At 69.4% G+C, this 24,601-nt stretch carries 22 protein-coding genes; 16 read left to right on the forward strand and 6 right to left on the reverse strand.

The features are described 5' to 3' along the window. Window positions 1-56: 56 nt before the first annotated feature. Window positions 57-332, reverse strand: coding sequence for a muconolactone Delta-isomerase (gene catC / locus FOZ76_RS18265; protein ID WP_143949723.1), 276 nt, complete (start codon window positions 330-332; stop codon window positions 57-59). A gap of 69 nt (window positions 333-401) precedes the next feature. Then, complete coding sequence (locus FOZ76_RS18270) at window positions 402-1,550, reverse strand: muconate/chloromuconate family cycloisomerase (protein ID WP_143949724.1); 1,149 nt, start codon at window positions 1,548-1,550, stop codon at window positions 402-404. Window positions 1,551-1,698: 148 nt separating this feature from the next. On the opposite strand from FOZ76_RS18270, the gene FOZ76_RS18275 reads away from it, so the two are divergent. Beyond that, window positions 1,699-2,604, forward strand: a complete 906-nt coding sequence (locus tag FOZ76_RS18275; protein WP_143949785.1) for a LysR family transcriptional regulator — start codon at window positions 1,699-1,701, stop codon at window positions 2,602-2,604. Between the two features lie 49 nt (window positions 2,605-2,653). On the opposite strand, the gene FOZ76_RS18280 is transcribed toward FOZ76_RS18275, so the two are convergent. After that, entirely contained in the window at window positions 2,654-3,337 is a 684-nt protein-coding gene (locus tag FOZ76_RS18280) for a Fe2+-dependent dioxygenase (RefSeq protein WP_143949725.1), read from the reverse strand. A gap of 61 nt (window positions 3,338-3,398) precedes the next feature. Then, window positions 3,399-5,627 carry a TonB-dependent receptor gene (locus FOZ76_RS18285; protein ID WP_143949726.1) on the reverse strand — a complete coding sequence of 743 codons (2,229 nt, stop codon included), beginning with the start codon at window positions 5,625-5,627 and terminating at the stop codon, window positions 3,399-3,401. A 424-nt stretch (window positions 5,628-6,051) separates the two neighbouring features. On the opposite strand from FOZ76_RS18285, the gene FOZ76_RS18290 reads away from it, so the two are divergent. From FOZ76_RS18290 to dsbD, 4 genes are all read left to right on the forward strand, one after another. After that, entirely contained in the window at window positions 6,052-7,047 is a 996-nt protein-coding gene (locus tag FOZ76_RS18290; protein WP_143949727.1) for an ATP-binding cassette domain-containing protein, read from the forward strand. A 79-nt stretch (window positions 7,048-7,126) separates the two neighbouring features. Then, window positions 7,127-7,924, forward strand: coding sequence for an ABC transporter permease (locus tag FOZ76_RS18295; protein ID WP_246129612.1), 798 nt, complete (start codon window positions 7,127-7,129; stop codon window positions 7,922-7,924). 16 nt (window positions 7,925-7,940) lie between these two features. Next, window positions 7,941-8,273, forward strand: coding sequence for a divalent-cation tolerance protein CutA (cutA, locus tag FOZ76_RS18300; RefSeq protein WP_143949728.1), 333 nt, complete (start codon window positions 7,941-7,943; stop codon window positions 8,271-8,273). 14 nt (window positions 8,274-8,287) lie between these two features. Next, window positions 8,288-10,282 (forward strand): protein-disulfide reductase DsbD, encoded by a 1,995-nt coding sequence (dsbD, locus tag FOZ76_RS18305; RefSeq protein ID WP_143949729.1) that lies wholly within the window; start codon window positions 8,288-8,290, stop codon window positions 10,280-10,282. 68 nt (window positions 10,283-10,350) lie between these two features. On the opposite strand, the gene FOZ76_RS18310 is transcribed toward dsbD, so the two are convergent. Next, window positions 10,351-11,058: a dienelactone hydrolase family protein gene (locus FOZ76_RS18310; protein ID WP_143949730.1), complete on the reverse strand. Its 708-nt coding sequence runs from the start codon at window positions 11,056-11,058 to the stop codon at window positions 10,351-10,353. 125 nt (window positions 11,059-11,183) lie between these two features. On the opposite strand from FOZ76_RS18310, the gene FOZ76_RS18315 reads away from it, so the two are divergent. From FOZ76_RS18315 to FOZ76_RS18365, 11 genes are all read left to right on the forward strand, one after another. Continuing rightward, window positions 11,184-12,533: an MmgE/PrpD family protein gene (locus FOZ76_RS18315; RefSeq protein ID WP_143949731.1), complete on the forward strand. Its 1,350-nt coding sequence runs from the start codon at window positions 11,184-11,186 to the stop codon at window positions 12,531-12,533. A gap of 66 nt (window positions 12,534-12,599) precedes the next feature. Continuing rightward, entirely contained in the window at window positions 12,600-13,817 is a 1,218-nt protein-coding gene (locus tag FOZ76_RS18320) for an acyl-CoA dehydrogenase family protein (protein WP_143949732.1), read from the forward strand. Between the two features lie 9 nt (window positions 13,818-13,826). Beyond that, the gene (locus tag FOZ76_RS18325; protein ID WP_143949733.1) at window positions 13,827-16,358 is read left to right on the forward strand and encodes a CaiB/BaiF CoA transferase family protein; all 2,532 of its coding nucleotides are present in this window, start codon (window positions 13,827-13,829) and stop codon (window positions 16,356-16,358) included. Window positions 16,359-16,493: 135 nt separating this feature from the next. Further along, complete coding sequence (locus FOZ76_RS18330; protein ID WP_143949734.1) at window positions 16,494-17,273, forward strand: enoyl-CoA hydratase/isomerase family protein; 780 nt, start codon at window positions 16,494-16,496, stop codon at window positions 17,271-17,273. A gap of 1 nt (window position 17,274) precedes the next feature. Then, on the forward strand, window positions 17,275-18,528 hold the full coding sequence (locus FOZ76_RS18335) for a CaiB/BaiF CoA transferase family protein (protein ID WP_143949735.1): 1,254 nt from the start codon (window positions 17,275-17,277) through the stop codon (window positions 18,526-18,528). Continuing rightward, entirely contained in the window at window positions 18,525-19,754 is a 1,230-nt protein-coding gene (locus tag FOZ76_RS18340; RefSeq protein ID WP_143949736.1) for a CaiB/BaiF CoA transferase family protein, read from the forward strand. Before FOZ76_RS18335 ends, FOZ76_RS18340 begins: the two co-directional genes overlap by 4 nt. Before the next feature lie 200 nt (window positions 19,755-19,954). After that, a complete protein-coding gene (locus tag FOZ76_RS18345) occupies window positions 19,955-21,100 on the forward strand; it encodes a thiolase family protein (protein WP_143949737.1) in 1,146 nt (381 codons plus the stop codon). 4 nt (window positions 21,101-21,104) lie between these two features. Further along, window positions 21,105-21,542, forward strand: a complete 438-nt coding sequence (locus tag FOZ76_RS18350; RefSeq protein ID WP_143949738.1) for a Zn-ribbon domain-containing OB-fold protein — start codon at window positions 21,105-21,107, stop codon at window positions 21,540-21,542. Continuing rightward, a complete protein-coding gene (locus FOZ76_RS18355; protein WP_143949739.1) occupies window positions 21,542-22,021 on the forward strand; it encodes a MaoC family dehydratase in 480 nt (159 codons plus the stop codon). Before FOZ76_RS18350 ends, FOZ76_RS18355 begins: the two co-directional genes overlap by 1 nt. A 119-nt stretch (window positions 22,022-22,140) precedes the next feature. Next, window positions 22,141-22,617 (forward strand): FAS1-like dehydratase domain-containing protein, encoded by a 477-nt coding sequence (locus FOZ76_RS18360; protein WP_143949740.1) that lies wholly within the window; start codon window positions 22,141-22,143, stop codon window positions 22,615-22,617. 82 nt (window positions 22,618-22,699) lie between these two features. Next, window positions 22,700-23,683 carry a Bug family tripartite tricarboxylate transporter substrate binding protein gene (locus FOZ76_RS18365; protein WP_143949741.1) on the forward strand — a complete coding sequence of 328 codons (984 nt, stop codon included), beginning with the start codon at window positions 22,700-22,702 and terminating at the stop codon, window positions 23,681-23,683. Between the two features lie 87 nt (window positions 23,684-23,770). Here the strand turns inward: FOZ76_RS18365 and FOZ76_RS18370 are convergent, their stop codons facing one another. Next, window positions 23,771-24,577, reverse strand: a complete 807-nt coding sequence (locus tag FOZ76_RS18370; protein ID WP_143949742.1) for an N-acyl homoserine lactonase family protein — start codon at window positions 24,575-24,577, stop codon at window positions 23,771-23,773. Window positions 24,578-24,601: the final 24 nt, after the last annotated feature.

Here is a 24,601-nt window from a genome sequence, read left to right on the forward strand (position 1 = left end):
ACGCGGCGTGGCCGCGGCGGCGCTGAAGAAGGCCGGCGAACCGGCGCGGCGGGCCGTCAGATCGCCGAAGGGTGCTGGGCCAGCGGCGTGACGTGGATCTTCATGTACGGAAAGAGCGGCAGCCCGGAGAGCAGGCCGTGCAGTTCGTCGTTGGACTCGACGTCGAAGATGCTGTAGTTGGCGTATTCGCCCACCACGCGCCAGATGTGGGGCCATTTGCCCGAGCGCTGCAGCTCCTGCGAGTAGTTCTTCTCGGCGAGCTTGATGGCGTCGGCCTCGGCGGGAGGAACGTGCGAAGGGATGTTGACGTCCATGCGAACGAGAAACAGCATGGCGGCCTCCTGTGTCGTTGATGATGCTGGAATCGGGGCGCCGCGCGGGCTTGCCGGCGCGGCGCGCGGTCAGCCCGCTGGGTGCTGGCTGTTCTTGCGATCGCGCCGGTAGAACGCGATCTTGTCCTCGTCGAGCGTGACGCCCAGGCCGGGGCCGCTCGGCAGCTCCAGGCAGAATTCACGATACAGCGGGCGCTCCAGCACGATGTCTTCCTTGAGCAGCAGCGGGCCGAACAGTTCGGTGCCCCAGGCCAGGCGCGGCAGGGTGGCGAAGGCGTGCGCAGCAGCCAGTGTGCCGACGCTGCCCTCGAGCAGGGTGCCGCCGTAGATCGCGACGCCCGCCGCATCGACCACATGCGCGGTGCGCAGCACGGCATAGGGGCCGCCCGACTTGGCGATCTTGAGGGCGGCCACGTCGGCGCCGCCGCGGCTGGCGATGTCGAAGGCGTCCTCGGGCGTGGCGAGCGCCTCGTCGGCCATGATCGGCACCACGAAGCGGGCGGCCAGGCGGGCGAGCCCGGCGCGTTGCTCGCGCGGCAGAGGCTGTTCGATGAGATCGACGCCGGCGGCTTCGAGCCGGGCGATGGCGGGTGCGGCGTCCGCCTCGTTCCAGGCCTGGTTGACGTCGACCGTGACGCGGGCGCGATCGCCCAGGGCGGCCTTGATGCGCGAGACGTGGGCCACGTCCTCGGCGATCGGGCGGCGCCCGATCTTCAGCTTGAAAGTGTTGTGCCGGCGCTCGGCGAGCAGGCGCTCGGCTTCCTCGATGTCCTTGGCGGTGTCGCCGCTGGCCAGCGTCCAGAGCGTGGGCAGCTTGTCGCGCACGGCGCCGCCGAACAGCGTGGCGAGCGGCACGCCGAGCCGGCGCGCCTGCGCGTCGAAGAGGGCGGTCTCGACCGCCGACTTGGCGCAGCGGTTGCCGCGGCCCACCTTCTCCAGGCGCTGCATGGCGGCGTGCACGTTGGTGGCGTCCTGGCCGATCAGCGCGGGCGCGAAGTAAGTGTCGATGGCGAGCTTCATACCTTCTGGGCTCTCGTCGCCGTAGGACATGCCGCCGATGGTGGTGGCTTCGCCGATGCCCTGGACGCCGTCGTCGCAGCGCAGGCGCAGGATGACCAGGCTCTGGTGGTGCATGACCGTCATGGCGAGCTGGTGCGCGCGGATGGTGGGCAGGTCGACGATCAGCGTCTCGATGGACTGGATGCGGGGGGCGTTCATGAAAGGCTCCGTGCGACTGCCGTCTGGCCGCAGGCGGCCGGCCGGCGCGCGGTGCGACGCAAGGCGTGATGGTTGGACCCTAGTATCCGCGTTGCCCGCGCCGCGCGTCCAAGACTATATTAATGGCTTTCCATACCTCAGAAGTATGATGGAGCTGCGCCACCTTCGTTACTTCCAGGCGGTTGCCGAGGACTGCAACATCACGCGTGCGGCCGAGCGGCTCCATATCGCGCAGCCGCCATTGAGCCGGCAGATCCGCCAACTGGAGGACGAGCTGGGCGTGGCGCTGTTCGAGCGTTCGCGCCGCGGCCTGCGGCTCACGGAGGCCGGTCGCTTCTTTCTGGAGCACTCGGCCCAGCTCACGGCGCGGCTCGGGGCGCTGGTCGAGGACACGCGCCGCATCGGCCAGAGCGGCCGGCGCTGGTTCGGCGTGGGCCTGGTGCCGTCCACGCTCTACGGCTTCATTCCCGAACTCATCCGCGAGCTGCGCGCCTCGCGCGAGACCATGGAAGTGGGCCTGGCCGAGCTCACCACGCTCCAGCAGGTGGAGGCGCTCAAGGCCGGGCGCATCGATATCGGGTTCGGCCGCATCGTCATTCGCGACGATGCCATCTGCCAGCGCGTGGTCATGACCGAATCGCTGTCGGTGGCGCTCTCGCCTGCCAATCCGCTGTCCGGTCGGGAGCGCCTGCGCGTCGAGGACGTGGCAGGCGAACCCTTCATCCTCTATCCGGCGCGCCCACGGCCGAGCTACGCGGACCACATCACCGGGCTGTTCCGCGGCGCCGGCTACGAGCTGGACGTGGTGCACGAGGCCAACGAGCTGCAGACCGCGCTCGGGCTGGTGGCCGCTGGCATGGGCGTGACCCTGGTGCCCGCCTCGGCGCAGCGCCTGCGGCGCGACGACGTGGTGCACGTGCCGCTGGCGGCGCCGGGCTTCGTCTCGCCGGTCATCATGAGCCACCGCGCCGACGACGAGTCGCCTTTCCTGAAGAGCACGATCGAGGCGGCGCTGGCGCTCGCCGCGCGCGGAGACGGCCCGGGCGCGGGCTGAGCACGGCGATAGGCGCGGGTCGGCGCATCGGAATGCGTTGCTCAGCCGCTCAGAGTTCGGCCCAGCGCCGGATGAGATTGTGATACACGCCGGTGAGAGCCACGACCTCGGCCGCTGCCTGGCCCTGCTGCAGCGCCAGCGACTGGATCGCCTGGTCGAGCTGGAGCAGCAGGGCGCGGTCTTCGTCGCTACGCACCGTGCTTTGTATCCAGAAGAACGAGGCGACGCGTGCGCCGCGCGTGACCGGCTCGACCCGGTGCAGGCTGCTCGCGGGATACAGCACCATGTCGCCCGCGGCGAGCTTGACGCGCTGCGTGCCGTAGGTGTCCTCGATACAGAGTTCGCCACCGTCGTAGTCGGCGGGGTCGGTGAGGAACAGTGTGGCGGACAGGTCGCTGCGGATGCGAAAGTCGGTGCCGCGCAACTGGCGGATGGCGTTGTCGATGTGATTGCCGAAGCGCTGCCCGCCCGCATATCGGTTGAAGAGCGGCGGAAACACCTTGAGCGGCAGCGCCGCGGCGATGAAGAGCGGGTTCGCGCCGAGCGCGTCGAGAATGAGATCGCCCGCCTCGCGCGCGGCGGGCGAGCCCTCGGGCAGTTGCAGGTTGCGCTTGGCCTGCGCGGACTGCACGCCCGAGGTGGCGTTGCCGTCCACCCAGGGCGCAGCGTCGATGATGGCGCGGCAGCGGGCGACGCCGGCCTTGCCGAGAACCTGGGGAATCTGGACCAGCATGCTTGTTTTTCCGTGACGAGGCGCGCCGGGACGGGGGAACGCCCCAGCGCGCCAGCCGGGATCAGTACTTGGCGTTCAGGCTGAGGATCGCCGCGCGTCCCGCGCCCACCGAGGCGTAGTGCGTCGAATAGGTCGACGTGAAATAGTACTTGTTGGTGAGGTTCAGGATGTTCAGTTGCAGGTCCAGATTGGGGTTGATGCGATAGGCCGCCATGGCGTCATAGCGTACGTAGCCCGGGATCATGCGCCGCACGGCGGCATTCGAGCCGTATTGCTTGCCCACGTAGAACGCGCCCGCGCCCACCGAGATGTCCGGCGTGATGGCATAGGTGGTCCACAGGCTGGCGCTGTGCTTGGGCGTGTTGGGGAAGGGCTGGCCGGCGGCCGCGCTGTTGGTGCCGTCGTCCCGAACCTCGCTGTCGAGCAGGGTATAGCCGCCGAAGACCTGCCATTGCTGCGTCACATTGCCCGCGAAACCGAGTTCCAGCCCGTTGATGCGGCGCTTGCCGGCCATCGCGTAGGTGTTGTCCGGCAGGGTCACGCGGGCGTTGGTGGTGTCCAGGCGGAAGATCGCCGCCGACAAAGCGAGCTTCTCGTCGAAGACATTCCACTTGGTGCCCAGTTCGACCGAGCGGGTCTTCTCGGGGGCCAGGTCGGCGGCATTGAGGCCCACGTTGCCGCGGCCCGGGGTGATCCCGTAGCCCGAGCCCTCGCCCAGCGTCGCGTTGGAGGGCGTCGAGGACGTGCCGTAGGACAGATAGATGCTGCCGTTGGTCGCCGGCTTGTAGATCACGCCCGCCTGGTAGTTGAAGAGCGTGTCGTCGCGATCGACGCTGGTGGTCGGCGTGCGGTAGCGCGTGTCGTAGTCGTCCACGCGCAGGCCGAGGTTGACCAGCCACTGGTCGGTCAGCGTGACGGTGTCGAAGGCATACACCGACTTCGTCGTGGTGCGGTTCTCGGTGCTGCGCTCGCCGCGCGTGATGGCGCCCGTCCAGGGATCGTCCGGGTTGGGGTCGTACAGGCTGGTGCAGTTGTAGGACGAGACGGCGCCGACGCCGTTGGCGCAGGCATTGGCCGCGCCGCTGCCGCTGCCGCGCGCGACGGTGTAGCTGCCCGACTCGCCCTTCTCGCGCGACAGTTCGACGCCGGCGGTGAAGCTGTGCTGCATGCCGCCCAGGGTGCGCTTGCCGAAGATCTCGGTCTGGTTGGCCAGGCTGTCGATCCGGCTGGTGCGGGTGTTCGCGCGCCGCCAGACCAGGCCGTTGTTCACGTTGCCCTGGCTGTCGTCGGGCTGGGTCCAGATGTAGTCCTGGGCCGAGTTGGTGTAGCGCAGCGTGTTGCGCACCGTGAGGTCCTGGGCGAGGTCGTGCTCCAGGCGGAAGGTGCCGATGTCCGAGCGGGTCTCGCGAAAGTCGCTGTTGGTCAGGCCGTAGAAATTGTGCCGATCGACATCGACCGGCCGCACCTCGGTGACGCCGGCCGGGATCGAGGCGGCCGTGCCGTACTGGAACGGGATGCCGGAATCGGGCAGGTCGTCCGTCTTCAGGTGGTAGAAGCTGAAGGTGGCGCGGGTCGGTGTGCCCAGCCCCAGCGAGAGCGAGGGCGCGATGCCCCAGCGCCGGTTGTCCACCTTGTCGCGTCCCGGCACGTTGGCGTCGTGGCCCATGGCGTTCAGGCGGAAGGCGGCGGTGTCCGAGAGCTTCCAGTTGCCGTCGACCGTGGCGCGTTTGTAGGCGTCGGTGCCCAGGCTCAGGCTGGCGTTGGTGAAGTTCTCGGCCCTGGGCGTCTTGCTGATGAGGTTCAGGCTGCCGCCCGCGCCGCCGCGGCCGCCGTAGGCGCCGTCAGGGCCCTTGGAGACTTCGACCTGCTCCAGGTTGAAGACTTCGCGCGAGGTGGCGCCGATGTCGCGCATGCCGTCCACGAAGGTGCTGGCCTGGGCGTCGTAGCCCCGGATGAAGGGGCGGTCGCCGAGCGGGTTGCCGCCTTCCCCGGCGCCGAAGGTGATGCCGGGCGTGGTGCGCAGCGCCTCGACCAGGGTCGTGGAGGCGGTGTCGTCGATCACCGCGCGCGGAATGACGGTGACGGTGTGCGGCGTATCGACCAGCGGCGCGGTGTACTTGATCGATGCGGAAGTCTCGGTGCCGTAGTCGGCGGGCGCCTGGGCTTCGACCCGGATCGGCGAGAGCGTGGACACCGGTGCGGCTGTCTGGGCATGGACGGATGAGAACGCGAGCAGGGTGCAGCCCATGGCGGCGGCCAGGGGGTGCACGCGGAACGGAGCGTGGGACATCTGCGGAGATTCTCCTGGTGACCCGCAGAGCGTGTACGCGCGAACGTGAACGAACGCCGTGGGCGGGTCGTTTTTTTGGGGAGTATGGGAAGTGAAGGATTCGTCGCCGGGACAGCGGCGGCGCCGCCAGGACAGTGGCGGAAGGTGGCACTTGCGGGTGCCGGATGGTGCGAACGGAACGTTGTCAAACCAAACGCGCGGCGAACGCCACGCGACCCTACGAGACCGTTCGCCGTCTGACATGAACGACAATGCGAACGATTCGTAATGTTGTTCAATGTATCGATACGTTGTGCCAGCGTCAAGAAGGCGTGCGCGCTGTTGCGTGCGCGCTGCAATCGGGCCCGCTCGGCGGGCAGCGGTCCGGCGCCGCGCATGCCGGTGCTCGCCGATCCGGCCGGCGACCATTGGGTAGAATGGCGGCATGTCCCTAGTGCAGCGGTCCTCGATCGAATCGTCCTCGCCGGCGGGTGGCGTGTCGGAGCATGTCCCGAGCGGCGCGGCGCCGGCCTTGCGGGTCGACGGCCTCGTCAAGCGCTTCGGCGAGCGGCTCATCGTCGACGGCCTGTCCTTCGAGATCCGCCCGGGCGAATGCTACGGGCTGCTGGGGCCCAACGGCGCCGGCAAGACCACCACGCTGCGCGCGCTGCTCGGCCTGACGCCCTACGACGGCGGGCGCATCGAGCTGCTGTCGCATCCGATCCCGGCCGCGGCGCGCCAGGCCCGCATGAAGGTCGGTGTCGTGCCCCAGATGGACAGCCTCGATCCCGACTTCACGGTCGAGGAGAACCTCCTGGTGTTCGGCCGCTATTTCGGTCTGTCCGACGCCGAGATGCGGCGGCGCATTCCCGATCTGCTGGATTTCGCCGCACTCTCGGCCAAGCGCGGCGCGCGCATCAATGAACTGTCGGGCGGCATGAAGCGGCGGCTCACCCTGGCCCGCGCCATGGTCAACGACCCCGATCTGATCGTGCTGGACGAGCCCACCACCGGCCTCGATCCGCAGGCCCGCCACCTCGTCTGGGAGCGCCTGCGCGCCCTGCTGAGCGATGGCAAGACCATCCTGCTGACCACGCATTTCATGGACGAGGCCGAGCGCCTGTGCGAGCGCCTGGGCGTGATCGACCATGGCCGCATGATCTCCGAAGGCGCGCCGCACGAGCTGATCGCGCAGCACCTGGAGCCGTACGTGGTCGAAATCTATGGCGACGGCCTCGCTGCCTGGCTGGCCGCGCACCGCGACGAGGTGGCCGGCCGGGTGGAGGTGAGTGGCGAGACCGCCTTCTGCTATGTGTCCGATCCGGGGCCGGTCGTGCGCACGCTTTTCGCGCGGCGCGACGTGCGCTACCTGCAGCGCCCGGCCAACCTGGAAGACCTGTTCCTGCGCCTGACCGGGCGCGGCATGCGGGAGGAGGCGTGATGAACACGCCCGCCCGGCCATCCGCAGCGCGCGCGCCCGCTGCCCGGCGCATGTCGCGCAGCGACAGGAGGAAGACCCCGTGAGCAGCGTGCCCGTGCAGAAACCCTGGGCCTGGCCGCGCCCGAGTCGCCTGGCCCTGGCCGTGTTCCGCCGCAATCTGCTGGTGTGGCGCAAGACCGCCGGCGCGACGGTGCTGGGCGACGTGCTCGATCCGATGATCGTGCTGCTTGCCCTGGGCTACGGGCTGGGCAGGCTGCTGCCGGCGATCGACGGGGTGCCCTACATCACCTTCCTCGCCGCAGGCTCGATCTGCATGGGGGCACTGTACGGTGCCACCTTCGAGGCCACCTACAGCACCTTCTCGCGCCTGCAGGTGCAGCGCACCTGGGAGGGTATGCTCAACACGCCGCTCTCGCTGGACGACGTGCTGTGGGCCGAGATCTTCTGGGCCGGGGCCAAGGCGTTCAAGAGCGGGGTTGCGATCCTGCTGGTCGTGGCGCTGTTCGGCATCTCGCGGGAACCCACCCTGCTCTGGATACCGCTGGTGGTCGCGGTGGCCGGGGTGACCTTTGCCGCCATGGCCATGGTCGTCACGGCATTCGCGCGCGGCTACGATTTCTTCATGTACTACTTCACCCTGGGCATCACGCCCATGGTGTTCCTGTCCGGGGTGTTCTTCCCGGCCGACCAACTGCCCCAGTCGCTCGCCGCCGTGATGCAGTGGCTGCCGATGGCCGCGGCGATCAATCTGGTGCGCCCGCTGGTGCTGGGCGAGCTGCCGCCGCACGCCTTCTGGCTGCTGCTGCAGTTGGTGGCCACGGCGGTGATTGCGGTGTGGCTGGCGTCCGGCGTGATGCGCCGGCGCCTGTTGCGGTGATGCGAGGAGAAGGGCAATGGCGCAGGATGTGATTCTGGTGGTGAGCAACGCCCCCGATCTGCTGGTGGCCAAGCGCATTGCGCACGAGCTGCTGGAAGCCCGCCTCGCGGCCTGCGTGAACCTGGGGGCGCCGATGCTGTCCATGTATCTCTGGCAGGGACGGATCGAAGGGGACGAGGAGATCCCGCTGTTCATCAAGTCCACCCGCGCCCGGGAGGCCGCCGTGCTCGAGATGCTGGCGCGGCTGCACCCGTACGATGTGCCCGAGGCCATCGTGCTGCCGGTCGATGGCGGCCTGCCTGCCTATCTGAACTGGGTCCGCGAAGAAACCGCCGACCCGCTGTCGTGATCCCTGCAGTGCCGATGTCCTTGCAACCTGCGCGCCCGGCGCGTCCTCTCGCCCTCTGGTGGGCGCTGCTGCTGACGCTGTGCGTCCTGGCCTTGCTGCGCCCCGCGCACGCACTGTCCGAGGACGATTTCCTGCCGCCCGAAGCGGCCTTCCGGATTGAGGCGCGCATGGTCGACGCCGGCACGGTGGAGGTCGGCTGGCGGATTGCGCCGGGGTACTACATGTACACCGAGCAGTTCGCATTCGCGGCCGATCCGCCGGAGGGCGGGCGCCTCGGCGCGCCGCAGGTTCCGCGCGGCAACGTGATCTACGACCCGGTGTTCGAGAAGGACATGGCGACCCACCGCGAAGCGGTGGCGGTGCGCATCCCGGTGAACGGCCCGCCGGCGGCGTTCTCGCTGTTGGCGACGAGCCAGGGCTGCGCCGATGCGGGGCTGTGCTATCCGCCCCAGACGCAGACGATCGCCATGAACGTGGGCGGGGACGGCGGATGGCAGGTCGCCGCGCCGGCGGCTCCCCGGGCCGGCTTCGACTGGCGCGGGCTGATGAACGCGAACGACGTGGGCCTCGCCGGCGCCCTCGCCACGGCCGGCACCTGGCAGACGGTGGCCGTGTTCTTCGTGCTCGGGGTGCTGCTCTCGCTCACGCCGTGCGTGTTGCCCATGCTGCCCATCCTGTCGTCGATCCTGGTCGGCGATGCGCATGCCCGCGGGCATGCGCGGCCGCGTCGTCTGCGCGGGCTGGGGCTGGCGGCGACCTACGTGCTGGGCATGTCGCTGGTCTATACCGCAGCCGGCGTGGCGGCCGGCCTGACCGGGGCGAGCCTGGCGGCGGCCTTGCAGACGCCGCTGGTGCTGGGGATGTTCGCCGCGCTGCTCTTCGTGCTCGCGCTGGCGATGTTCGACGTTTTCACGGTGCAGACGCCCGCGCGCTGGCAAGCGGCGGCAACGGGCTGGGCCAACCGCATGCCGGGCGGCCGCTACACGGGCGCCTTCGGCATGGGCGCGATTTCCGCACTGATCGTCGGGCCTTGCGTGGCCGCGCCGCTGGCCGGCGCGCTGCTCTACATCTCGCAGACCAGCGACGTGCTGCTGGGGGCGCTGGCGCTGTTCGCGCTGGCCTGGGGCATGGGCGTGACGCTGCTGATCGCCGGCGTGTCCGCCGGCGCGCTGCTGCCGCGCGCCGGTGCCTGGATGGATGCGGTCAAGCGCTTCTTCGGCATGCTCCTGCTGGCGGTGGCCTGGTGGATGCTGCTGCCGGTGCTGCCGGGTTGGGTGCAGATGGCGGGCTGGGTCGTGCTGGCCTTCTTCGCGGCGAGCCTGTTGCGCGCCTTCGACCCGCTGGACGCCGACGCGAGTACGGGCGCGCGCCTGGCCAAGGGCATGGGCTGGGTGTTCGCCGTGATCGGCGTGGTGCAGGCCCTGGGGCTGGCCAGCGGCGGCCGCGACCCGCTGCAGCCGCTCGCGCATTGGGCGGCGCCCGCGCCGGTGGCCACGCACGTCGACGCCGCTCGGGACGGCGCAGCCATTCCCGCCCCAGCCTCAGCCGCTCCCGCCCTGGCTGCTCCGGGCGGCGCGACGGGGCTGCCGGGATGGCTGGACGCGCCCCGGCCCGGCGCATCGGCGGCTGCCGCAGCCGCGGCGCATCCGCGGTTCCAGCGGGTGGCCAGCGTAGCCGAACTCGACGCACTGATCGCCGCCAATCGGGGCCGGCCGGTGATGCTGGATTTCTACGCCGACTGGTGCGTGTCGTGCAAGGAAATGGAGCGTTTCACCTTCACCGACCCCGGCGTGGCGGCGCGCATGTCGCGGATGCTGCTCGTCCAGGCCGATGTCACCGCCAACAACGCCCTCGACCGCGAGCTGCTCAAGCGCTTTCGCCTGTTCGGGCCGCCGGGCATCATCTTCTTCGACGCGGCCGGCCGTGAGCTGTCACAGGCGCGCGTGGTGGGCTTTCAGAACGCGCGCCGGTTCACGGCGTCGCTCGACCGGGCGCTCGGGGGGAGCTGAAAGCAGCGCGGCGTACCAGGGTAGCGGGCCACGCGTTCCGGCGCGCTGCCCTGGTGCAGACGCCGTCGCTATGCGCTGAACAGATGGCCCGCCAGGAAGCTCAGCGTGCGCCCATGGGCGGACACGGCGCTGGGCGGGTCGTAGGAGCCGCGGTCCCAGCAGTTGAAGCCGTGAGTGGCGCCGGGATAGACGAACACGTCGGCGCGGCTGCCCATGGTCTCGCGCACCTTCTCGACGGCCGTCAGCGGGATGTTGCCGTCGTTCTCGGCGTAGTGGAACAGCATCGGGCAGGTGATCGATGCCGCGCGGTCCAACTGGTCATGGATGCCGCCGCCGTAGTAGGCCACGGCTGCGTCCACCAGGCCCATCGACGCGCTCAGATAGGCCAGGCGTCCGCCCAGGCAGTAGCCGAGCGAGGCGATCGGCTGGCCTGTGGTCTCGGCACGGTCGCGCAACGCCTGCGCCGCCGCGCGGCAGTCGGCTTCGAGTTCGCCGCCGTCGAGCTGCTTCATCATGGCCAGCGCGCGCGCCATGTCGTCGCCGGCGTAGCCCAACTGCACCTTCTGTTCCTGGCGCCAGAACAAGTCAGGCGCAAGCACCACGAAACCGTCGAGCGCGTATTGGCGGGCTACCGCCTGGATATGCGCGTTGACGCCGAAGATCTCCTGGAACAGGACGATGCCGGGGCCTTTGCGAGCCGGCGGAAGCGCCAGGTAGGCCTGGAAGCGGCCCGACCCGTCCAGGTCGATCCATTGGGTTTCTACTGCATCACGCATGGTATGTGGCTCCTTGTCGTGTTGACTGCGGTTGTTTGACGATACCAATTGATAGCGCTATCATAAACCAAGCTTCACCGCTCTCGAGGGCCTTTCCGGGCCTGTCGGTGATACCGCTAACCATCATGCCCCTCACCCAAGAGATCGCAGCGTTCTGCTCGGCTCTGCGCCATGGCGACCTGCCGGCCGCGGCGCTGCCCTTCATCCGCACCGGCTTCACCGACTGCTTCGCCACCTTGGTGGCCGGCAGGCACAGCGAGCCCGCGCGCATTCTGCATGCCACCCTTGATCCTCCCGCTGGAGAAAGCCGCCTTTTCGTCGACCAGGGCACGGCACGCGCGCCGGAAGCCGCTTGGCTGAATGCCACCGCCGCGCATGCGCTCGACTACGACGATGCTGCGCAGAAAGGGCACTTGAGCGTGGTGCTGGTGCCGGCCATCCTGGCCGAGGCGGATGCCTGCGGTGCGGACGGCAAGGCCATGGCGAGCGCCTACGCCGCCGGCTACGAAACCTGGGCCGAGCTATTGTGGCGCGAAGCGGACCTGTACCACAACCATAGCTGGCATCCGACGGGCGTGCTCGGCCCGCTCGCCGCCGCGATGGCCTGCGCCAGCCTGCGCGGCCTGGACGCCGAGCGCACCGCCGCGGCGCTGAGCATCGCCGCCTCGCAGAGCGCCGGCCTGATCGCCAACTTCGGCAGCATGACCAAGCCGTACCATGCGGGCCGTGCGGCCCATGCCGGCGTGCTGGCGGCGCGGCTGGCCGAACGCGGCATGACTGCCTCGCCGGACGCGCTGGAGCATCCCAAGGGCCTGATGCAGGGACTGTCGCCGCGCGGCCGGGTGGACGTCGCCGCGCCCGCGCGCATCGGCCGCGAATGGCGGCTGTCGCGCGACGGGGTCAACGTCAAGAAGTACCCGACGTGCTTCGCGTCGCACCGCGCGGTGGACGGCATGCTGGCGCTGCTGGGCGAACGCGACTGGCCGGCCGAGCGCATCGCCCGGGTGGTCGTGAGCATCAGCCGGCGCAACAAGTCGACGCTGCGCTTCGAGCGGCCTGACGACACGATGCAGGCCAAGTTCAGTATGCAGTTCGCGATGGCCGCCGCCGCGCTCGCGCGCCGCTGCAGCCTGCTCGAACTCACCGACGATTTCGTGCGCCGCGACGACGTGCGCGCCTTCATGGCGCGCGTGCAGGTCGAACCGCTGGACGAAGAGGACACCGCCCGGCCGGGCGAGGCCCCGCAGGACATCGTCGAGGTCTGGACCGTGGACGGCCTGCACGCGCGGCGCGCGGTCGACTACGTGCGCGGCGGGCCGGAGCTGCCGCTGCTGCCGGGCGAGTTGTTCGATAAATTCTCGAGCTGCCTGGCCGCGGGAAGCTTCGCGGGCGATGCCCGCCCGCTGTTCGACGCCTTGATGGCCGTCGACGATGCGCCGGACACGCGCACTTTGTACGAACATATGGGTCGCTGACCGAACAGTCCCCGTTCTTGTTTTCATCCCCCCGAATTCCCAATACAGACAGAGGAGCACCTGAAGATGCATGGTTCGGATTCCGCGCTTGCGAGCGCGTCATACCGGCTGCCACCGGAAATCGAGGAGTTCTGCGAGGTTGCGCGGCGCATCGTGCACGACGAACTGATGCCGCTCGAGCAGGAGTGGCTGGCCAGCCCCAAGCACGCCTACGGCATGCGCGAACTGCCGGCGATCCGCGCAGCGTTCTCGCCCGAAGTGGCCAAGCGCATCGAGAAGGTCTCGCGCGATACCGGGCTGTGGTATCTGATGGTGCCGGAAGCGCACGGCGGCATGGGGCTTCCCATGCTGGCCCAGGTGGCCATTCTGGAGCAACTGTATTACACGCCGGTGATGCTGCCGCTGGCCAACGTTGCCAACATTCTGTACGAGTGCAAGGGCGACCAGGTCGAGCGTTTCCTGAAGCCCGTGATCGAGGGCGAGAAAGTCACCGCCTTCGCGCAGACCGAACCCAACGCCGGCTCGGACCCCGGCGGCATGATGCAGACGCGGGCCGTGCGCAAGGGCGACGGTTGGGTGCTCAACGGCACCAAGATGTGGATTTCGAACGCGAACGAGTGCGACTTCCTCATGGTCCAGGCCGTGACCGACCCCGAGAAGCGCCAGCGCGGCGGCATCACCATGTTCCTGGTGGACCGCAAGAACCCCGGCCTGCGCGTCGAAGTGCCGGGCATCCGCACCTGGCTGTCGACCGAGGCCAAGCAGCACGTCGTGCACTTCGACGACGTTTTCGTCCCGGACGAGGACGTGCTGGGCGAAGTCGGCAAGGGTTTCACGCTGGGCCAGCGCTGGCTGACCATCCACGACCGCCTGCTGCGCGGGCCCTATGCCCTGGGCAAGATGCAGCGCTCGCTGGACATGTCGGTCGACTGGGCCAAGCAGCGCGTCACTTTCGGCAAGCCGCTGTCCGAGCGCCAGGCGATCCAGTGGAAGCTGGTCGACATGCACATCGACATCCAGGCGCTGCGCTCCATGACCTACGAAATGGCCGCGCGCGCCGACAACGGCGAGGACGTGCGCGCCGAGGCCGCCCTGGTCAAACTGTGCTCCAGCGAATGGGGCGCGCGCTGCGTGGACCACGCGATCCAGGTGCACGGCGCGATGGGCGAATCGCTGGACCTGCCGCTCACCCTGTTCTACCGCCTGCTGCGCCACACCCAGATCGGCGGCGGCGCGAGCGAGATCCAGCGCATCCTGATCGCGCGCAAGCTGCTCAAGGGCTGAGGAATCGCCATGTCCGCTGCATTGGAGGGCGTGCGCGTCCTGGATCTCGGCCAGGGCATCGCCGCCCCGTTCGCCGCGCGCCTGCTGGGCGACCTGGGCGCCGAGGTGATCAAGGTGGAACCCGAGGACGGCGACCCGGGCCGCCGGCTGCACCCCCTGGTGCACGAAGGGCCGCAGGCCGAGCGCAGCCTGATGTTCGCCTACCTGAACTGGAACAAGCGGGGCATCACGCTGGACCTGCGCTCGGCGGCGGGCCTGGCCCGCCTGGAAGCGCTCGTGCGCGAGAGCGACATCGTGATCGAAAGCTTCCGGCCGGACGAACTGGCCGCGCTGGGGCTATCGGCCGCACGCCTGCGCGAGTGGAACCCGCGCCTGGTCGTGACCTCGGTCACCGACTTCGGCCGCGAAGGCCCGTACGCGCACTACGTCGGCAGCGACCTGGTGCACCAGGCGATGAGCGGCATCATGCAGATCAGCGGGCAGGCCGACCGCGCGCCGCTCAAGCATGGGCTGAACCAGGCCTACCTGGGCGCGGGCCTGAACGCGGCCTACGCCACCCTGGCCGCGCACTATGCGGCCGAGCGCGACGGCATCGGCGAGCACGTCGACCTGTCGGTGCAGGAATGCCTGGTCTCGGAACTCGTCACCTGCGAGACCTATTACACCTTCATGGGCGCGATCCAGGGCCGCCGCCTGGCGGTCCAGGACCCGTTCTCCGGCGCGCCCATCCAGACGCGCCGCGGCTACCTGTCGTTCCAGGCCGGCGGCTCGATGCCGGCCGAGACCTTCGCCGACCTGTTCCGCGACGAGCGCCTGCGCGACCCGCGTTTCGCCAGCAACCGCCAGCGCTCGGAGCACGTGGCCGAGGTCGTGCGAATCATCGCCGACAGCGTCAGGGACCGCGACGCCAAGGAGATCTTCATCGACGGGTCGCAGCGCCGCCTGCTGATGGGCGTGGTCCAGACCGCCCCCGACCTGCTCGCCTGCGAACAGCTCGCCGAGCGCGACGTCTTCGCCGAGGTGCCGCACCCGAGCGGGCGCAGCTTCCGCTACCCGGCCGAGCTCGCGAGCATGAGCTTGACGCCGACCCGCGTGCGCTGCCGCGCGCCCATGCTGGGCGAGCACACCGCCGAGGTGCTGGCCGCACTGGAGCGCGCGGGTGGGGCGGCGGTCCCCGCGATCGTGCCTGCCGGCGGCACGCCCCGCCTGCCGCTGGAAGGCGTGCGCGTGCTCGACATGGCCACCGTCATCGCCATGCCCTACATGGCCGCGCTGCTGAGCGACCTGGGCGCCGAGGTCATCAAGATCGAATCCCCGCGCAAGCTCGACCCCACCCGGCAGGGCGTGCTGACGACCTATCTGGACAACGACACGCGGGTCGACGCGATCAACCGCTCGGGCATGTTCCAGGTGGTCAACCGCGGCAAGCGCTCGGTGGTGCTCGACATGGGGCAGGACGAGGGCCGCCGGGTGTTCCGCGAACTGGCCGCGCGCAGCGACATCGTGATCGACAACTTCACGCCGCGCGTCATGAGCGGCTGGGGCCTGGACATGGACGAGCTGCTGCGCATCAACCCGCGCCTGATCCGCCTGTCCAACACCGGCTACGGTTCGACCGGGCCGTGGCGCAACTTCCCCAGCCAGGGCACCACGCTGGAAGTCACCATGGGCATCGCCAGCTACACCGGCTACCGTGGCGACAAGCCCTGGAAGGTCGGCCAGTCCTACCCGGACTTCCTGGCCTGCTGGACCGGACTGGCGGCTCTGTTCGCCGCGCTGCGCCATGCGCGCGCCACCGGCCAGGGCCAGTGGATCGACCTGGGCATGTACCAGGTGGGCGTTGCCATGATCCCCGAAGCTCTGCTGCAGTACCAGATCGACGGCACCGAGCCCGAGCGCATCGGCAACGAAGACGCGCAGCACGTGCCCAGCGACGCCTACCCCTGCGCCGGCGACGACCGCTGGGTAGCCTTGACCGTCGAGACCGACGCGCAGTGGCGCGCGCTGGCGCAGTTGATGGCCGCCGACGGCACGGCCGTGCCGGCCGGGCTGGACGACGCAGAGGCCCGGCGAGCGCGCCGCGATGAGGTGAACGCCCTGGTGGCGGGCTGGCTGCGCGGACAGGACGGCCATGCGGTGATGCACAGGCTGCAGGCCGCGGGCATCGCCAGCGGGCCGGTGCTCAACAACCGCGACCTGCTGCTCGATCCGCACTTGGCGGCGCGGGGCTTTCACGAGCGGGTGGCGCTGCCCGAGCCGATGGGTGTGCGCCCGATCATGGGCCGGCCCTGGAAGCTCGCCGAACGCGCGGTGCGCATCCGCAAGCCGGCCCCGCGCTACGGCGAGGACGGCAGAGCGGTGATGCGCGAAGTCCTGGGCATGGACGAGGCCGCCATCGACGCCCTGTTCGAGGCCGGCGTGCTGTGCACCGGCCCCAAGTCGCCCAAGCCGTTCGACGCCATGGGGCTGGCCGAGCTGCAGCGCCTGAAGGCGATCCACGAAGTGGACCCGGACTACCGGGAGAAGCTCGGCATCGCCTAGTGGGCATCCCGGCCGGCGTTGACACCGACGGCCGGGGTGATATACTTAGTTAGCGCTAACATAAAAAGTCGGCATTGCACGAAAGCCGCGCGCCAGGCTTCATAACGATTACATCATCCATTTTCAGGAGTGGTCATGGCCAACCTCAATATCACCGTGGAGGACAAGGTCTGCGTGTGCGAGCTCAACCGCCCGCACGCCATGAATTCCATCGACCCCGAAATGCGCGAAGAGCTGTATGCGTTCTACGACCGCATGAAGAAGGACGACGACATCCACGTCATCATCTTCACCGGCGCGGGCGACAAGGCGTTTTGCACCGGGGCCGATCTGAAGAAGACCATGCCGCCCAAGGAAAGCTACGCCGAGCTGCTGCTCGGCCGCGGCGAGCCCGGCAGCGCCTTCCTGGGCCTGGAGACCGACAAGCCCATCATCTGCGCGGTCAACGGCTACGCGCTGGCGGGCGGCACCGAGCTGCTGTGCGCCTGCGACATCGCGATCGCCTCCGAGAACGCCAAGTTCGGCCTGACCGAAGTCAAGCGCGGCAGCATTCCCTATGGCGGCAGCATGCAGCGCCTGCCGCGCTCGATCGCCAAGTCCGACGCCATGCTGCTGCTGCTCACCGGCGACATCATCGACGCCCAGGAGGCGCTGCGCATGGGGCTGGTGAGCAAGGTGGTGCCGCATGCCGACCTGATGCCCACCGCGCTGGACATCGCCCGCCGCATCGCGCGCAACGCGCCGCTGGCGGTGCGCGCGGTCAAGCAACTGGTGGTGCAGGGGCAGGACCTGCCGCTGGTGCACGCCCTGCACATCGACAAGTACATGTACGGCATCCTGAAGGACACCGAGGACCGCATCGAAGGCCGCGTGGCGTTCCAGGAAAAGCGCGAGCCGGTCTGGAAGGGACGTTGAGATGAGTTCAGCGCAGCACACCCAAGCGCCGCCCGCGGCGCTCGAAGGCCTGCGGGTGCTGGACCTGTCGGGGCCGATGGGCAACTATGCCGGCAAGCTGTTCGCCGACATGGGCGCCGACGTGATCCTGGTCGAGCCGCCTGGCGGCTCGGCGCTGCGCCGCGAGCCGCCGTTCATCGGCGACGTGCCCGGCATCGAGCGCAGCCTGAACTTCGCCTACCAGAACACCAGCAAGCGCGGCATCTGCCTGGACCTGGAGACGTCCAGCGGCCAGCACCTGCTGCGCCTGCTCGCGGCCAAGGCCGATCTCGTCATCGAGACCGCGCCGCCGGGCTGGATGGCCGCGCGCGGGCTGGGTTTCGACGACCTGGCGCAGGCGCGCCCGCAGATCGTCGTGGCCAGCATCACGCCCTTCGGCCAGACCGGGCCCTATGCGCAGATGGCGGCGACCGATCTGGTCGGCCTGGCCATGGGCGGCCTGTTGTATATGGGCGGCTACCGCGACGTGGCGCCGACCCAGGCGCACGGCGACCAGGCGTTCAAGTGCGCGGCGATGTACGGCGCGGTGGCGGCCATGCTGGCGGTCACCCACGCCGAGCAGGGCGGCGGCGGCCAGCACGTCGACATCTCCATGCAGGAAAGCGTCACCCTGGCGCTGGAGAACGCGGCCCAGACCTTCGACCTCGAAGGCACCGTCAGGCAGCGGCCGCTGGCCGAGCAGCGCTTCGCCGGCTACGGGCTGTTCGAGTGCAAGGACGGCTACATCTTTCTCGGCTCGCGCGGCATCGGCAACAGCCCGGCCTGGTCGCGCAGCCTGCAATGGTTCAAGGACGAAGGCATGGAAGGCGTCGAGCGTCTGTACGGCCCGGAGTGGTCGGACCTGGCATATCTCAAGAGCGACGAGGCGCGCGACGTGTTCGGCGAGCTTTTCATGCGCTGGTCGCGCCGGCACACCAAGGCCTGGCTGTACGGCGAAGGCCAGAAGCGGCTGATCCCGCTCGCGCCGGTGAGCACGCCCGCCGACCTGCTGGAAAATCCCCAGCTCCAGGCGCGCGGCCACTTCGTGCCGTTCACCCATCCGCTGCTCGAAACCGCGGCGCGCATGCCGGGGGCGCCCTACGTGCTGTCGGGCACGCCCTGGCGGGTGAGCCGCCCCGCGCCTCGCCTGGGCGAGCACACGGCCGAGGTCCTGGCCGAGGTCGGCGTGTCCGGGGCCGAGGCGGCGCAATTGTTCAGCATGGGGGTGGCAGCATGAGCGCCCCGACCGGACTGCCCCTGGCCGGGCTGCGCGTGGCCGATTTCTGCTGGATCGGCGCGGGCTCCTACACCACCAAGATCTTCGGCGACCTGGGCGCCGACGTGATCAAGATCGAAACCTCCACCCGCCTGGATTCGCTGCGCCTGGCCGGACCCTACAAGGACGGCAAGCCGGGCGTGAACCGCAGCGGCTACTTCGCCGATCGCAATACCAGCAAGCGCGGCATCACGATCGATCTGAAGCATCCGCGCGCGCTCGACGTCGTGCGCAGGCTGATCGCGCAGAGCGACATCGTGGCCAACAACTTCGCCGCCGGGGTGATGGAAAAGTTCGGCCTGGGTCCCGACGACTGCCTGCGCATCCGCCCGGACATCATCTACTTGGCGATGTCCATGCAGGGCTCGCAGGGGCCGCAGCGCGACTTTCGCGGCACCGGCAGCAGCATCGCGGCGCTCACCGGCATCCAGGAATTGAGCGGCCTGCCGGAGCGCATCCCGGCCGGCACCGGCACCAACTACCCCGACCACCTGCCCAACCCCTGCCACGCCGCCTTCGCGCTGCTGGCCGCGCTGCGCCACCGTCGCCGCACGGGGCAGGGTCAGTACATCGATTTCGCGCAGACCGAGCCCATGCTGGCCCTGCTGGGGCCGACTTTCCTGGACCTCACCGTCAACGGCCGGCGGCAGACCCGCCGCGGCAACGTCCACCCCTGGGCCGCGCCGCATGGCGTCTATCCCTGCGCCGGCACGGACCGCTGGATCGCGATCACGGTGATGGACGACGCCCAATGGGCGGCGCTGGTCGAGACCATGGGGCGGCCGGCGTGGGCCCTGGGGGCAGGATGGGAAACCATGCCCGAACGTTACCGCGACCGTCTCGAACTGGACCGCCTGCTGGGCGAGTGGACCGCCGGGCAGGACGCCCAGGCGCTCATGCAGGCGCTGCAGGCCGCGGGCGTGCCCGCGGGCGCGGTTCAGGACGCGCGCGACGTCACCCGCACCGATCCGCAACTGGCGCATCGCCAGCACTGGGTGCGGCTGCCGCATGCCGAGATGGGCGAATCGATCTACAACAACCTGCCGTTCCGCTTCTCGCAGACGCCGGTGCGCCCGACCCGCCCCGCGCCGCTGCTGGGCGAGCACACGCGGGAGATCCTGCAGGACCTGCTCGGCCTCGCGCCGGCCGAGATCGACGAACTCGAAGCCGAACAGGTGCTGCGATGATGGTCCCCCCCTACGCGCTGACGCGCGCCCAAGGAAACGCCTGGCCCTGGGGGCACTTGACAGGGGCGGTGCTGGCGGACCGGCGGAGCCGGATCCGCGGCACCCTGGATGGAGCGGTGTCCTTGCATGCATCGTGGAAGGCGCGCAGCGCCATGGAGAACTGAAATGAATCGGGTCCCATCGATCACCAGGAGCCCGCAATGCATTCGCTGAGCGATCGCTGCGCCATCGTCGGCGTGGGCGCGAGTGCGCAGGGCAAGGTGCCCGGCTCGTCGGCGGTGAGCCTGGCGGTCGACGCCTTCAAGCGCGCGCTGGACGACAGCGGGTTGCGCAAGGAAGACATCGACGGCCTGCTCACCCTGCCCGGGCAGACTTCGCCCGAGGCGGCGCTGAACTACCTGCGCCTGGGCGAAACCCTGGGTATCGACCCGCGCTTTACCGGCAGCATGAACATGGGCGGCTCGACCGCGGGCGCCCTGGTGCAGCAGGCCGCGCTGGCGGTCAACGCCGGCATGGCCACGCATGTGGCCTGCGTGTTCGGCGACGCCGCGGCCACCGGCGGCGGGCGCTTCGACCGCGCGCAGGGCTGGGGCGATTCGTCCTCGATCTGGGGCTACATGTCGGCCGCGGCCAACAGCGCGATCACGGCGGCCCGGCACATGGCGGTCTACGGCACCACCAGCCGCCAGTTGGGCGAGATCGCGGTGGCCTGCCGCTACCATGCCTCGCTCAACCCCGACGCGGTGATGCGCCAGCCGATCACGGTCGAGGACCATCAGGCCTCGCGCTGGATCGTCGAACCGCTGCACCTGCTCGACTGCTGCCTGGTGTCCGACGGCGGCGTGTGCGTGATCGTCTCCAGCGCCGAGCGGGCGCGCGACCTGGCCCAGCCGGTGGTGCTGCTCTCGGGCATGGGACAGGGCTACACCACGCAGAACCTCGGCACCGAGGACTGGTGGTACGCGCCGCACCAGAAGCGCGCCGTCGAGGACGCCTACGCCATGGCCGGCGTCGGCCCGCGCGACGTCGACGTCGCCCAGCTCTACGACAACTTCACCAGCAGCGTGCTGCTGTGGCTGGAGCACGGCGGCTTCTGCGCGCCGGGCGAGGCGGGGCCCTTCTGCGAGGGCGGCCGGATCCGGCTGGGCGGCGAGCTGCCGATCAACACCGCCGGCGGCAACCTGTCCGAGTCCTTCATGGAAGGCTGGCTGCACATCGTCGAAGGCGTGCGCCAGATGCGCGGCGCCTGCGGGCCCCGGCAGGTGCCGGACGCCGAGGTCTGCCTGGTGACCGGCCGCGGCCAGGCGCTGAACTGCGCCAACGCGCTGGTCCTGCGCAAGGGATAGAACCATGACCGACTACGCAAAGCCGCTGCCCACGCTCACCGACGAGAACCGCCCGTTCTGGGACGCCTGCCGCGCCGGCCGACTCGATCTGCAGCGCTGCACCGCCTGCGGGCACGTGCGCTACCCGATCAGCCGCTTCTGCCCGCGCTGCCTGTCCGAGGACCATGCCTGGACCACGATGTCCGGCCGCGGCACGGTGTTCTCCTACGTGGTGTTCCACCGGGCCTATCATCCCGGCTTCAAGGAGGACGTGCCGTACAACGTGGCCCTCGTCCAGTTGGAGGAGGGGCCGCGGATGTACAGCAACATCGTCGGCACGGCGAACGATCAAGTGCGCATCGGCGACGCGGTCGAGGTGGTGTTCGAGCCCGCCACGCCGGAGGTGACGATCCCGAAATTCCGGCTGCGCGACGGCGCGGCCGCCGACCGAGGAGCAGATTGATGTTCAAGGTAGAGACACGGCAGCCGCCCGAGCGGTTCTTCGAGGACCTCGCCGAAGGCGAGGCCATGCCGGTGGTGACCAAGGGCCCGATGCTGGTGGGCCACCAGGTGCGCTGGGCGGGCGCCTGCGACAACTATCACCAGGAATTCCACCACGACGAGCACGTCGCCAAGGCGCAGGGCCTGCCCGGCATCCTGCTGTCGGGCCCCTTCATGGCCTGCTACATGCTCACCGAGGTGACGCAGTGGCTGGGCAGTCGGGTGCGCATGGTGTCGTTCTGGGACCGCAACAGCGGTTCGACCATGCCGCGCGACCTGGCGCACATCCACGCCACGATCAAGCGCAAGTGGGTCGAGGACGGCAAGGGCTACGTCGAGGTCGATTGCCACATCGTCAATCAGGACGGCCGCATCACCACCCCCGGCGGGGCCGTGGCCGAACTGCCGCTGCGCGGAATGGAGCCCCCCCCTACGCGCTGACGCGCGCCCCCCAGGGGGCGGCACTGGCGGACCGGCAAAGCCGGCTCCGCTGTGCCCTGGAAGGGGCGGCGTGCTTGCATGCGTCGTGGCGGCGCAACTGAAAATAGGAAGACGGACAAATGACGCAACTGGATGCCTCCGATCCCAGGATCGCCGAGATGCAGGGCTACCTGAAGGCCATGGAAGGCTCGCTGGGCGAGCCGGATTCCATGCTCATCGAGTACGGCGCGGTGCGCAAGATGGCGCTGGCGGTCGAGAACTTCAACCCCATCCACTACGACGAGGCCGCCGCGAAGGCGGCCGGCTACCGGGGCGTGGTCGCGCCGTGGCCGCTGCTGTGGCTGGTGTTCTTCAACTGCTCGGCCTTCGGCCTGCACTTCGACTTCGGCAAGGTCACGGTGCACGGCCAGGACGACTACGAGTTCCACGAGCCCATGGTCGTGGGCGACACCATCACCGCTAGCGCCTACGTGCGCGAGACTGCGGTCAAGCAGGGCAAGTCGGGGCTGATGGGCCTGCTGGTCGCCCATCGGGAATTCCACAACCAGCACGGCCAGCTGTGCGCCGTGCTCCGCACCAAGCTGCTGCGCCGCTGAACGCGGCGGGAGGGGCTGTCTGCCGACGCGGGCCCTTCCTCGCCGTTTTCTGATAGCGCTACCATATAGAGGGGACACCATCATGAGTAAGATTCGTCGCCGCGAGCTGCTGCTTGCGGCCTGCGCGGCTGCGGCCATGGCCGTGCCCGGCCTGGCCCCCGCGGCGCAAGGCGCCTACCCGGCCCACCCGATCCGCCTCATCGTACCGTTTCCGCCCGGCGGCAGCGCGGACCCGCTCGCGCGCGTGATCGGCGAGCGCCTGGGCCAGGCGCTCGGCCAGCAGGTGCTGGTGGAGAACCGCCCGGGGGGCAACACGGTGATCGCCACCGAACTGGTCGCCCGGGCGCCGGCCGACGGCTACACGCTGTTGCTGACCGCCAGCTCGCACGTCACCAACCCGATGCTGGTGCACACCTCCTACGACCCGATCGACGGCTTCGTGCCGGTGGCCACGCTCAGCACGTCCGACATGATCCTGGTCGTCAATCCCTCGGTGCAGGCCAACAGCCTGCAGGAACTGCTGGCCCTGGCCAAGGCGGAGCCGGGCGCGCTGAACTACTCGTCGGCGGGCACCGGCAATCCCAACCACCTGGCGGGCGAGCTGATGGACATGATGGCCGGGGTGAGCACCACGCATGTACCCTACAAGGGCGGTGCGCCCGCGGTCACAGACCTCGTCGGCGGGCACGTGCAGTTCTCCTTCGGCAGCCCGATCATCGTGCTGCCCTTCATCCGCAGCGGCCAGTTGCGTCCCCTGGCGGTGACCAGTCCGGCCCGCATGGCCACGCTGCCGGACGTACCGACCATGGCCGAGTCGGGACTGCCGGGCTACGAAATGCGCGTGTGGTACGGCATTCTCGCGCCGGCCGGCACGCCGGCCGACGTGGTCGCCACCCTCAATCGTGAGATCGACCGCATCATGGCGACCGACGAGAGCGGGCAGACGCTGGACGCGGCCGGGATGGAACGCTATACGATCACGCCCACCGAATTCACCGAGCTGATGAAGCGGGACACGGTGAAGTTCAGGGACATCATCCAGACCGCGAACGTGACGCTGAACTGAGCACGGGCCCAAGCCCTCCGCTCGACGAGCAGCGAGGGCGGCGGGGCCGCCCAGATTCCGGCCGGCGCCAGGTGCGCCGGCCTTTTCTCATTGCTGGCGCACGGGTGCGTCCAGGCGCACGATCCAGCCGGCGTGTTCGGGCTTTTCGGCGGAAAAGCGTTCCAGCACCAGCGGATCGTGGCCGGGCACGATGAGCTCGGGCGAGTCCGCCAGCCGGCGGATCAGGGCATAGCCCTCGAGCATGTCGCCGACGTTGTAGACGGCGGGGAAGGGGCGCTGCTGCTCGATGTTGGCGTAGAAATGCGAGGCGTCCGAAGCCAGCACCAGCCAGCCGCGCGCGGTGTGTACGCGCACCACCTGCAGGCCCGCGGTGTGGCCGCCCACCAGATGCACGGACACGCCGGACGCCAGCTCGGCGTCGCCGTCGTGGAACTCGACCCTGCCGTCGAAGACCTTGTGCACCATGCTGGTGACGTCGTCCACCGCGAAATGCACGTTCAAGGGACGGTGGCACATGCAGCGCCCGGTGCAAAAAGACATCTCGCGGTCCTGCACATGATAGCGGGCACGGGGGAACAGCTCCCGGTTGCCTGCGTGATCGTAGTGCATGTGTGTGAGGATCACGTCCTGCAACCTCTCCGTGGCGATGCCGATCGCCGCCAGTCCCTCCTGGATCGGCCGCGTGATGACGCGCCCGCGCTTGTCGGCCTCGGACTGGTCGAACCCGGTGTCGACCAGAAAGCTGCGGTGTTCCCCGACTATCGCCCAGACGAAGTAGTCCAGCGGCATCGGCACGTCGTGGCTGTCGCCACCGATGAAATTGGCGGTCGAACGACGTTCGTGATGGGCGTACTTGATGGCGTACACGCGATAGATGTCAGGGCTGTCGGGCATGTCGGGGCTCCTCCGTCGATGGCA

This window comes from Verticiella sediminum (genome assembly GCF_007558815.1).
GTDB classification, from domain to species: Bacteria; Pseudomonadota; Gammaproteobacteria; order Burkholderiales; family Burkholderiaceae_B; genus Verticiella; species Verticiella sediminum.